This is a genomic window from Rhizobacter sp. (assembly GCF_035702065.1).
GTDB lineage: Bacteria > Pseudomonadota > Gammaproteobacteria > Burkholderiales > Burkholderiaceae_C > Rhizobacter.
In genome coordinates, this window is the sequence record NZ_DASSRA010000337.1 from 1 (window position 1) to 10,770 (window position 10,770).

Genomic DNA, 10,770 nt, shown 5'->3' on the forward strand with positions numbered 1-10,770 from the left:
GCACGCGGCCCTTGAGGCGCGGCTGCGCCACCACCTGCGGCACCATGGCCTTGTAGCGGTCGTTGCGGATGCCCATCTCGACCTTGTGCTCGAAGTCGATGCCTTCCACGCGTTCGAGAAAGCCGTGCACGAAGTGCTGGCGCGACTGCTCACCGTCGCCGATCACGTCGAGCCCGGCGTCTTCCTGCGCCTTGATCCACAGCAGCGTGGCATCGAGCTTGGCCTGCGCGAGCTCGGGCCCGCTGGCCTTCCACTGCGGCCACAGCTTTTCGGTTTCGGCGAGCCAGGCGGGTTTGGGCAGGCTGCCGGCGATGGCGGTGCTGAACATGGCGGTCTCCTTGGGGGTCAAGCTACTCAGGCAGGCGGCTGGGGAGGCCGCAGGATCGCTGCCGCCTCTTCGGAGAGGCTGCGCAGGTGCAGGTCGTGCTGGCTGAACGGGATGCCGATGCCGGCCGCGTCGAGCTCGCGCAGGATGCGCGTCATCATGTTGCTGCGCAGGACCACCCAGCCGTCGTAGTCCTGCGTCCAGGCGCGCAGCGCGAAGTCGAGCGAGCTGGCCCCGTAGTTGCGGAACACGGCCGACGGCGCCGGCTGCGTCATCACGCCGGGGGTGTCGCGCGCAATGCCTTCGAGCAGGGCGATCACCTGGGCCGGGTCGGAACCGTAAGCCACGCCCACGGGGATCTCGAAGCGGCGGCGGCGGTCGAGCAGCGTCCAGTTGGTGAGGTTGCCCGAGAGCAGCGAGCCGTTGGGCACGACCACGTCGGCGCCGTCGAAGGTGCGGATGATGGTGGCGCGGATGCCGATGTCGCGCACTTCGCCCGAGACGCCGGCGATGTCGATGATGTCGCCCGGCTGGATGGGCCGCTCGAACATCAGCACCAGGCCCGAGACGAAGTTGTTGACCACGCCCTGCAGGCCGAAGCCGATGCCCACGCCGAGCGCGCCGAACACGAGGGCGAACTGGCTGACCTGGAAGCCGGCCGCCGAGAGCGCCACCACGAAGCCGAGGATGAGCACCGTGTAGTAGCTGAGCGAGGCCACGCTGTTGCCCACGCCGCGCGGCAGCGACAGGTGGCCCAGCAGCTCGTCGCGCAGCAGCACGCGCACCAGGCGCGCGACCCACACCGCCAGCAGCACCGAGAGCACGAACACCAGCACCTTGCCCAGGCTGAGCGAGAGTTCGCCCAGCGAGACGCTGTACGCCAGCGCATCGCCCAGCGCCGCCCGCACCGGCCGCAGGATGCGAAAGCGGCTCATGGTGTAGACCACCCAGCCGAACACCGCCCCCAGCGCCAGCGCGCGCCGCAGAAAGCGCTCCAGCGTCGCCGCGTTGTAGCGCACCAGGCGCAGCTGCGCCACCGCCGGCACGGCCAGGCCCGAGCGCAGCAGCGCGGTGCTGACGGTCACGCCCGCATAGAGCAGCAGGCCGAGGTAGCCGCTGTCGATCACACCGGTGGTGAGCATCTCGGCCAGCGAGACATTGCCCACCACGTTGGACACCGCCGCCACGGCCAGCAGGCCCACGGCGCCCAGGCCGAGGGCGCGCATGACGGCCCGCAGGCGCGGCGTCAGCTTGCCGGCGGGAACACGCGAGCGCCACAGCAGCCACAGCATGACCCCCAGGGCCAGCAGGCTCAGGCCGAGCTGGAGCAGGCGGTAGGGCAGGCCGTCGGGCGCCACCACGAGGCCGAGCCGGCTGGCGAGGTAGAGGCCGCTGGCCACGTAGGGCCACACACCCAGCAGGCGCAGGCTGTGCGGCGGCAGCAGGCGCAGCACAGGCACCAGGGCCACCAGCAGCGCCACCTCGTGCACGAACAGCGGCGCGTCGGCCTCGAACACCAGCACCGCGATCATCGACAGCAGCACCCATGAGGCGATGGGGCGCCGCAGCACGCGCGCGGTGGTGTCGTCGGCGGGTGGGCTGTTCCCCGCCGCAGCAGCCTGGCGCCGGTGGCGCAGCGCCAGCCACACCAGCAGTGGCAACAGCAGGAGCTGCACGAAGCGCAGCACGTGCAGGTTGGTCACGTCGACGGCGGCGTACTCGCGCGCAAACTGCGATTCGATCTCCAGCCCGCGCTCCAGCGACATCGCCTCGTCGCTGCGGCCGGCGGGCTGCGGCTGCGCGGCCCACAGCGGCGGCACGTCGAGACGCAGCAGGCGGCGGTCGATGTGCTCGATGGCGCTGGCCACCGCGTTGCGGCCGGCCTGGATGCGCGCGCCGAGCGCGTCGGCGCGGTGGCCCAGCTCGATCAGCCGCGACAGGGGCACCGACAGCCCGTCTTCGGCCGCCCGCAGCTCGCTGATCATGGTGTCGACGGCACCGCTCATCGCCGCCGGCACGCGGTCGGGGCCGATGGCCGCGCGCGTGGCCTCCCACGCGGCACGGCGACGCGCCAGGCCGGCCAGGTCGTCGGTGTAGGGCGCCACGGTCTGGCGCAGGTCGACCTCCCAGCGTTCGAGGCGGCGCGCGTCGAAGAGCCAGTGGCGGTCCAGGCTCTCCAGCCGCATCACCGGCAGGCGGCGCAGCTCGTCGGCCTGGAAGGTGCGCAGCTTCTGGTCGACCGGGCGGGCGATCTCGTCGAGCCGCGCCGCCAGGCGTTCGCCCGGGTCGCGGCCACGCGCCTTGCGGTTGGCCCGCTCGACCACGCGCCGGTCTTCGTCGGCACGGTTGAGGATGTCGGAGGCGACGATGGGCGCGCTCTCGCGCGAGGCCGCGGGCGCCGCCGGAAGGGCCTTGGACAGCAGCTGCGCCTGGGCCGGCGCCAGCAGGGCAGCAGCCAGGCCCAGCGCGCAGGCGAGGCGGCGCCAGAGCTGGGTGGAACACGCTGTGGCCATGGGAACGTGTCGGGTCGGTGGGCAGGATGATCGCACGCCCTCCGTGTTGCCCGGCCGGCACGAAGCGTGTTGCCGCAGGCGAAGCGCGCGGGCATCATCCGCGCACCCGCAACCACCGGGGCGCGCGACACGATCGCGCCGCCCCACCCAGCACATGCGCCTGCTTCAGCACCCCGTTCGCGCCGCTCTCGTCCTGTCGGCCTGTCTCTCGTCAGTGCCCGGCTTCGCGGCCGACGGCCCGCCGGTGGCACCCGTGCGCCCCATCACCGACACCTACTTCGGCACCGAGGTGGTCGACCCCTACCGCTACCTGGAGAACCTGAAAGACCCCGAGGTGCAGGCATGGATGAAGGCGCAGGCCGCCTACGCGCGCGGCGTGCTCGACCGCATCCCGGGGCGCGACGCGCTGCTGGATCGCATCCATGCACTCTCCAACGTGGACACGCGCCGCCGCGGCTTCGTGCAGCGCGGCCAGCGCTACTTCTACGAGGTGACCGAGCCGGGCGCGGAGCAGCCCAAGCTGTACTACCGCGATGGCCTGAGCGGCGCCGAGCACCTGCTGCTCGACCCCGCCACGCTGGGCCAGGGCACGGACACGCACTACGCCGTCGACTACTTCACCCCCTCGTGGGACGGCAAGCTGCTGGCCTACGGCCTCTCCACCGGCGGCTCCGAGGCGAGCGTGCTGCGCGTGCTCGACGTGGCCACGGGCAAGAACCTGCCCGAGGCCATCGAACGCGCGCACGGCTCGACGGTGACCTGGCGCGCCGACAACCGCTCGTTCTTCTATTTCAAGTTCAACAAGGTGGGGCCCAACACACCGCCCAACGAGACCGAGTTCAACGCGCGCACCTACCTGCACCAACTCGGCCGTGGCCCCGACGGCGAGGCCGACGCGCTGGTGTTCGGCCGCGGCGTCTCCAACAAGCTGGATGTGCCCGAAGGGCAGATCACCTACGTGATCGGCTCGCCGCAGTCGAAGTGGGCGGTGGCCGTGGCCAACCACAACGCCGACGACAACCCCTCGACCTACTACGTGGCCCCGCTCGCGCAGGTCAACGGGCCGGCCACGCCGTGGAAGAAGATCGCCGATGTGGACGACGGCGTGAGCGCCGCGGTGGTGCGCGGCGACACGCTGTACTTCCTCTCGCGCAAGGAGGCCTCGCGCTTTCGCATCCTCGCGCTCTCGCTGGCGCGGCCCGACATCCGCAAGCCGCAGGTCATCGTGCCCGAAGGCCCCGGCGTCATCACCGACTTCGGCATCGCCGCCGATGGCCTCTACTACCGCGTGCGCGACGGCGGCTTCGCCAAGCTGATGAAGACCGGCTTCGACGGCCAGGGCGCGCGCGCCGTGCCCCTGCCCTTCGAGGGCAACCTGTTCGGGCCGGTCACCGACCCGTCGCAGCCCGGTGCGCTCTTCAACATGCAAAGCCCCTCGCGCCCGCCGCAGGTCTTCACCTACGACCCGGCCAGCGACAAGACCGCCGACTCGGGGCTGGTGCCGCCTTCGAAGGTGGACGCCTCGATGCTCGAATCGAAGGAGGTGATGGTGACCAGCTACGACGGCACGCGCGTGCCGCTGACGCTGGTCTACAAGAAGGGCCTGGTGCTCGACGGCTCGCACCCGACCATCCTCGACGGCTACGGCGCCTACGGCATCGTGGCCGAGAGCTTCTTCTGGGCGCCGGCCATCGCCTGGGTGGAGCGCGGCGGCGTGATCGCCACGGCGCATGTCCGCGGCGGCGGCGAGTTCGGCGAAGACTGGCACCAGGGCGGCATGAAGCGCACCAAGCTCAACACGGTGCTCGACTTCATTGCCTGCGGCCAGTACCTCGTCGACCAGAAGTACACGACTCCGAAGCGCCTGGTGGCCGAAGGGGGCAGTGCGGGCGGCATCACCGTCGGCCGCGCGATGACGCTGCGGCCCGAACTCTTCGGCGTGGTGCTCGATCACGTGGGCATGTCCGACACGCTGCGCTCCGAGACCGAACCGAACGGCCCGCCCAATGTGGTCGAGTTCGGGTCGGTGAAGACGAAGGACGGCTTCCACGGCCTCTACGGCATGAGCCCGTACCTGCATGTGGCGGCCGGCACGCCCTACCCGGCGGTGATGTTCCTGACCGGTGCCAACGACCCGCGCGTGGCGCCCTGGCACATGATGAAGATGGCCGCCAAGACCCAGGCCGCCACGTCGAGCAAGAACCCGGTGCTGCTGCGCATCGACTACGACGCGGGCCACGGCCTGGGCTCCAACCGCTCGCAGCGCGAGATGCAGCTGGCGGACACGTGGGCGTTTGCGCTGTGGCAGATGGGGGAGCCGGCGTTTCAGCCGAAGTGACCCGCGCGGCCGGGGGGCGCCTGGCCCCCTTCAGGCCGCGTCGTGTCCGCCGCCGCGCAGGCGGATGAAGCCGCCCAGCGCTGCCAGCGCGATGCAGGCCAGCGCGTACACCGCCATCGCCCGCGGCGACGAGCGGAAGGTCACGAGCGACAGGATCGCACCGAGCACACCCACCGCCAGCACCTGCAGCCGCGGCAGCTGGCGGGCGAAGCGGGCCGCCAGGTAACCGCTGGCCAAAGGCGGCAGGAACAGGCCGAAGAACGCGACGAACGAGGCCAGTGCCTGTCCGATGAGCCCGGACAGGGCCTCGTGCAGCGTGGACGCGAAGAGCAAACCCACGACCGCGGTGGGCAGCACGTAGCAGGCCAGCAGCACGACGATCACCAGCTTCCAGTCGATGTGTTTCAGGTAGGTGGACATGCGCGGATCATCGCCGAAGGATCTTCTCCATCGCCTTGCCCTTGGCCAGCTCGTCGACGAGCTTGTCCAGCTGGCGGATCTTTCGCATCAGCGGGTCTTCGACCTCTTCCACCCGCACGCCGCAGACCACACCGCGAATGAGCGCGCTGTCGGGGTGCATCGCGGGCGCCTGGGCGAAGAAGGCCTCGAAGTCTGTCTTGCGCTCGATCTGCTGCTGCAGGCCCGCCGGGTCGTAGCCGGTGAGCCAGCAGATGACCTGGTCGACCTCGTCCTGCGTGCGCCCCTTGCGCTTGGCCTTCTGGACGTACAGCGGGTACACGACGGCAAAAGGGGTCGAGAAGATTCGATGGGCGGCCATCTTCGGGTCTCCACGTGATGCGAGGGGTGTGCACGGCATTGTGCTCAGGGTGCCGCGCCGCCGCCCCCTAAAATCCCTGCCCCGCCCATTCTTGCGAAGACACACCGTGGACCTGAAGCTGCCGATCACCATCACCGACGAGCTGAGCGACGAGGTCATCACCTCGACCGGCATGCTGGACCTGGCCAGCGGCGAGATCCGCAGCGTCGAGTACGAGGACTACGACGCCTCCACCCAGGGCCTGCCGGCCGAGCGCGAAGACTACGAGTTCACCTCGGGCGCGCTCTCCAACGGCAAGAAGGAAGTGGAGTTCGGCATCCAGGTGAACCTGGCCACCGGCGCCTATTCGGTGACGCCCAACGAACTGCTGGAACTGAAGGGCCGTGCGGCCAAGCTGTTCACGCTGGCGCCGGGCGAGACCACGCGGCCGGAGGCGGCGGGCAAGAAGGCGCCGGCTGCCACCAAGCGCAAGCCGGCCTGACGCGCAAGCGAAGCGACGCGCCCCTCGGCCACGCCCGCGGAACCGGCTTCGCCGGGCCGCCGGGCGGCGCCCCCCGGGGGCAGGAGCGTGAGCGACTGGGGGGCTGTCAGATCACCCGCTTGCGCAGCCGCGACGAGGCCATGTCGATCAGCGAGACGGCCACCACCAGCATGAGGATCACCGCCGCCGTCTGCGCGTACTGAAAGCCGCGGATCACGTCCCACAGCACCATGCCGATGCCGCCCGCGCCCACCATGCCCACCACCGAGGCCGAGCGCACGTTGGACTCGAAGCGGTACAGCGCGTACGAGATCCACAGCGGCATGACCTGCGGGATCACGCCGTAGAGCACCTCGGCCAGCGGGTGTGCGCCGGTGGCGCGGATGCCCTCCACCGGCTGCGGGTCGATGGCCTCCACCGCCTCGGAGAACAGCTTGGCCAGCACGCCCGTGGTGTGCACCCACAGCGCCAGCACGCCGGCGAAGGGGCCCAGGCCCACCGCGACCACGAAGAGCAGCGCGAACAGCATCTCGTTGATGGAGCGGCAGGCGTCGAGCAGGCGGCGCACCGGCGTGTGCACCCACCAGGGCGTGATGTTGGCCGAAGCCAGCAGTGCCAGCGGCACCGAGCAGGCGATGGCCAGCGCCGTGCCCCACACCGCGATCTGCAGCGTGACGACCAGTTCGTCGAGGTAGTGGCGCCAGTCGCTGAAGTCGGGCGGAAAGAAGCCCCGTGCGTACTGCGCCATGTTGCCGCTGTCGCGCAGCAGGTCGAGCGGGCGCATGTCGGCACCCTTCCAGCTGCCGGCCAGCAGCGCCAGCAGCACACCCCACAGCAGCCAGGTGGCAAGCGAGGTCCGCGGCGGTCGCACGCTCGCAGCAGGCACCGCCAGGCTCAGCGTTGAGGCAGACGACACGGCAGGCGCTCCTTCTTTCTTACTTGGCGGAGGCCAGCTGCTGCGCCAGCTCGTTGAGCTTCTGGTCGATCTCCTTGAGCCTCTTCGCCTTCTCGTCGGCCGGCAGGTTGGCGTCGGCCTCGGTCTTGGCGCGCTCGCGGGCCAGTTCCAGCTGGCGGATGGGCGTGAGCTGCTGGTTGCCGGACGCGACGAAGGCCGACCACGTCAGCGTCTTGAGAACCTCCTTCTCGCGGGCATCGCGGCCGTACGCCATGAAGAAGTCGCGCAGCTTCTTCTTGGTGGCTTCGTCGAGGTCGCGGCGCCACACCAGCGGGTCGCTCGGGATCAGCGGCGAGCGCCACACCTCGCGCAACTCGGCGGCCTTCTCGGGCATCTTGATCTTCATGCGGTCGACGCCGTCGCTGGCCACCGTGGCGACATCGAGTTGCTTGTTGGCGACCGCGAGGATGTTGCTCTCGTGGTTGGAGCGGGCGCTGCGCTTGAAGTCCTTGACCGGGTCGACGCCGTTCTTGCTCCAGGCGTAGAAGCCAGGCACCAGGGTGCCGCTGGTGGAATTGGTGTCGCCCATGCCGAGCGTGAGGCTGGCGCGGCTCTTGAGCACGTCGTCCAGCGTCTTCAGCGGGCTGTCCTTGTGCACGATCATCAGGCTCCAGTAGCCCTCGGTGCCGTCCACCGACACCACCTTGCCGAAGACCTCGCCCTGTGCACGGTCCACGGCTTCGAGGGCCGACTTGTTGCCCATCCAGGCCACCTGCACCTTGTTGAAGCGCATGGCCTCGATCACGCCGGCGTAGTCGGGGGCGAAGAAGGCGGTGACCTTGAGGCCGGTGCTCTTCTGCAGGTCGTCGATGAGCGGCTGCCAGGCGGTCTTGAGGTTGGCCGACGACTCGGTGGCGATGATGCCCATGCTGATCTCGCGCGCCTGCTGCGAGTGGGCCTGGCCGAACCACAGCGAGGCGGTGGTGGCGATGACGAGGAGGGTGGCTCTGCGGTTCATGGGGTGCTCCTAGGTATGCGGGGTGTTGGTCCGCACGCCACCGCCCGCTCGGGTGAACGGACGGAGATGCGCGGGCACGGGTCAGGCGGCCAGCAGCTTGGCTGGTTCGGGGGGCATGGGTTGGGTCGCTTCCGGCTGGGATGCAATCAGCTCGTCGCTCTGCGTGCCGTACAGGTCGCGCAGCCGCTGCGGCGTGAGTGCCTGCGTGGGGCCGTCGTGCACCACCTCGCCGGCGCGCAGGGCGATGGTGCGCGGGCAGTAGGCGAAGGCGTAGTCGATCTGGTGCAGCGAGACCAACACCGTCACGCCGAACTCGCGGTTCACCTCGGCCAGCAGCTCCATCACGCGGCGGCTGGATTCGGGGTCGAGCGAGGCGATGGGTTCGTCGGCCAGGATCACCTGCGCGCCCTGCACCAGCGCGCGCGAGATGGCGGCACGCTGCTGCTGGCCACCCGACAGCGTGGAGGCGCGCTGCCACGCGCAGCGCTCGATGCCCACGCGCTGCAGCGCTTGGTAAGCCCGCTGCAGCTCGGCCTGCGGAAAGCGGCCCAGCAGGCCGCGCCACAGCGGCAGGCGGTGCAAGGCGCCGGCCAGCACGTTGCGCATCACCGAGAGCCGGTCGACCAGGTTGAACTGCTGGAAGATGGCCGCCACCTTGGCACGCGTGGCGCGGATGTCGGCGCCGAGGCGGCCGTTCTGCTGCACCCGCCTGCCGAGCACGGTGACGGCCGAGTGGCTGTCGGCGTCGGCCCGGTGCAGGCCGTTCAGGTGGCGCAGCAGCGTCGACTTGCCCGAGCCAGAAGCTCCGAGCAGCGCCACCATCTGGCCGCGCTCGATCTGCAGCGACACGCCGCGCAAAGCGGCGTTGGCGCCGAAGGTCTTGCGCAGCTGCACCACATCGATCACCACGTCGGCCATGGCCGTTCCTCGCATCAGACGATCGCGGAATTGTGGTGATCGGTCGTGACGTTTGCGTGACGTGTCGGCGGCAGGGAGATGAAAGACATCTAGATCAATCGCCGCACCTGTCGGTGCCGCCATACCCCCCGGTAGAAGCCGGTCTGCAGCAGCAGCATGGCGATGAAGGTGGCGACATACGCCCACCAGATGCCGGCCATGCCGATGCGTGCGTCGAGCCACCAGGCCAGCGGCAACTCGATGCAGAGGATGCCCGCCAGCCCCAGGCCGGTGGGTGCCCACACGGTGCCGCTGGCGCGCATCACCCCCACCAGCACCATGCTCGCGCCGCGCAGCAGCATGGTCCACGCGACCAGGCGCAAGAGGTGCAGCGCGAGCGCGATGACGGCCGCATCGGTGAGGAACCAGCCCAGCACGGTGGGCGACGCCGCATAGGCCACGGCCACGAAGGCGCCGGTGAACAGCAGGTTCATCCACAGGCCCGTACGCGCGATGGCGCCGAGCCGGTGGGCGCGCCCCGCCCCGATGGCATGCGAGGCCAGGATGGTGGCGGCGATGCCCAGCGACATGGCCGGGAACTGCAGCCAGTTCATCAACTGCGTGACCGCGCCGTAGGCCGCCGTGGCGTGCGAGCCATGGCGGTTGACCAGGCCCAGCAGCACCAGCTCGGCACAGGCGATGGTGAGCATCTGCACGCCGGTGGGCAGGCCGATGGCGACGAGTTTGCGCAGGATGACGGGATCGAGCCTGACCGCGCTCCGCAGTGCGGCCGTGGGCGCGAGCGGGTGCCCCCTGCGCCACCAGTGCCACAGCGTCCAGACCAGCGCAATGGCAAAGCCGAGCAGCGTGGAGACGGCCGCGCTGCGCACGCCGAGCTGCGGCAGCCCGAACCATCCGCGGATGAAGGCGGGCGTGCAGGCCATGGCGATGGCGGTCACGAGCGAGAGCGTCCACAGCGGCGACACCGCATCGCCCACGCTGCGGCTGAGCGAGGTGACCAGCCACAGGACGAAGAAGAGCGGCATGCCGGCCAGCATCAACCGCGCATAGGCGCTGGCTTCGGCCAGCACGTTGGGCGGCGTACCGAGCCCGCGCATCCACTCGGGGGCGAAGACGCCGCCGAGCACGCTGACCGCCGCGCCCAGGCACAGCAACAGCGCGAGGGCCGTGCCGGCCACCGCGCGCACCGCAGGCAGGTCACCCGCGCCGAAGGCCTGGCCGGCCAGCACCGTGGCGCCCGAGCTGAGACCGAGTGCGATGGCGAAGAACAGGAAGAAGAGCGGGAAGAAGGCCGACACCGCGGCCAGCGCGTCGACGCCGATCATCTGGCCGAGGTAGATGCCGTCGAGCGTGCCGGCTAGGCCTTGCAGGATGTTGGTGAGCAGCATCGGCACGAGGATGCTGACGTAGGCCTTCCACAAGGGCGGTGGCGTGGAGACCGACGAGGTCGCGGAAGCGGGCAGTGCGGTGGTGGACATGGTGGTGGATCTCGAAAGAGAGAAGG

Annotated in this window: 9 protein-coding genes and 1 pseudogene; 2 read left to right on the forward strand and 8 right to left on the reverse strand. The window is 70.2% G+C overall.

Annotated features, from left to right (window positions below; all coding sequences use genetic code 11):
- Positions 1-328, reverse strand: a pseudogene (locus tag VFL64_RS15045) (methionine synthase); the annotation flags it as partial.
- Positions 329-354: 26 nt separating this feature from the next.
- Positions 355-2,838 (reverse strand): mechanosensitive ion channel domain-containing protein, encoded by a 2,484-nt coding sequence (locus VFL64_RS15050; RefSeq protein ID WP_489541195.1) that lies wholly within the window; start codon positions 2,836-2,838, stop codon positions 355-357.
- A gap of 154 nt (positions 2,839-2,992) precedes the next feature.
- Between VFL64_RS15050 and VFL64_RS15055 the strand changes: the two genes are divergently transcribed.
- Positions 2,993-5,176, forward strand: coding sequence for a prolyl oligopeptidase family serine peptidase (locus tag VFL64_RS15055; protein WP_489541196.1), 2,184 nt, complete (start codon positions 2,993-2,995; stop codon positions 5,174-5,176).
- Positions 5,177-5,206: 30 nt separating this feature from the next.
- Here VFL64_RS15055 and VFL64_RS15060 read toward each other — a convergent pair whose 3' ends face one another.
- Together VFL64_RS15060 and VFL64_RS15065 are read right to left on the reverse strand one after the other, a co-directional pair.
- Entirely contained in the window at positions 5,207-5,596 is a 390-nt protein-coding gene (locus VFL64_RS15060) for a hypothetical protein (RefSeq protein WP_489541197.1), read from the reverse strand.
- A gap of 7 nt (positions 5,597-5,603) precedes the next feature.
- The gene (locus tag VFL64_RS15065; RefSeq protein WP_489541198.1) at positions 5,604-5,954 is read right to left on the reverse strand and encodes a DUF2200 domain-containing protein; all 351 of its coding nucleotides are present in this window, start codon (positions 5,952-5,954) and stop codon (positions 5,604-5,606) included.
- A 106-nt stretch (positions 5,955-6,060) separates the two neighbouring features.
- On the opposite strand from VFL64_RS15065, the gene VFL64_RS15070 reads away from it, so the two are divergent.
- Positions 6,061-6,435: a hypothetical protein gene (locus VFL64_RS15070; protein WP_489541199.1), complete on the forward strand. Its 375-nt coding sequence runs from the start codon at positions 6,061-6,063 to the stop codon at positions 6,433-6,435.
- A 106-nt stretch (positions 6,436-6,541) separates the two neighbouring features.
- Here the strand turns inward: VFL64_RS15070 and phnE are convergent, their stop codons facing one another.
- The 4 genes from phnE to VFL64_RS15090 all read right to left on the reverse strand — a co-directional run.
- Positions 6,542-7,351 (reverse strand): phosphonate ABC transporter, permease protein PhnE, encoded by an 810-nt coding sequence (phnE, locus tag VFL64_RS15075; RefSeq protein ID WP_489541200.1) that lies wholly within the window; start codon positions 7,349-7,351, stop codon positions 6,542-6,544.
- 19 nt (positions 7,352-7,370) lie between these two features.
- A complete protein-coding gene (phnD, locus tag VFL64_RS15080; RefSeq protein WP_489541201.1) occupies positions 7,371-8,348 on the reverse strand; it encodes a phosphonate ABC transporter substrate-binding protein in 978 nt (325 codons plus the stop codon).
- 81 nt (positions 8,349-8,429) lie between these two features.
- Complete coding sequence (gene phnC / locus VFL64_RS15085; protein WP_489541202.1) at positions 8,430-9,266, reverse strand: phosphonate ABC transporter ATP-binding protein; 837 nt, start codon at positions 9,264-9,266, stop codon at positions 8,430-8,432.
- Between the two features lie 89 nt (positions 9,267-9,355).
- The coding region (locus VFL64_RS15090; protein WP_489541203.1) for an MATE family efflux transporter at positions 9,356-10,770 on the reverse strand (1,415 nt) is incomplete at its 5' end.

What these genes read in the sequence shown, in the direction of transcription:
- VFL64_RS15050 (WP_489541195.1), bottom strand. Translation starts at nt 2,838, where the DNA reads ATGGCCACAGCGTGTTCCACCCAGCTCTGGCGCCGCCTCGCCTGCGCG.
- VFL64_RS15060 (WP_489541197.1), bottom strand. Translation starts at nt 5,596, where the DNA reads ATGTCCACCTACCTGAAACACATCGACTGGAAGCTGGTGATCGTCGTG.
- phnD (WP_489541201.1), bottom strand. Translation starts at nt 8,348, where the DNA reads ATGAACCGCAGAGCCACCCTCCTCGTCATCGCCACCACCGCCTCGCTG.
- VFL64_RS15065 (WP_489541198.1), bottom strand. Translation starts at nt 5,954, where the DNA reads ATGGCCGCCCATCGAATCTTCTCGACCCCTTTTGCCGTCGTGTACCCG.
- phnC (WP_489541202.1), bottom strand. Translation starts at nt 9,266, where the DNA reads ATGGCCGACGTGGTGATCGATGTGGTGCAGCTGCGCAAGACCTTCGGC.
- VFL64_RS15055 (WP_489541196.1), top strand. Translation starts at nt 2,993, where the DNA reads ATGCGCCTGCTTCAGCACCCCGTTCGCGCCGCTCTCGTCCTGTCGGCC.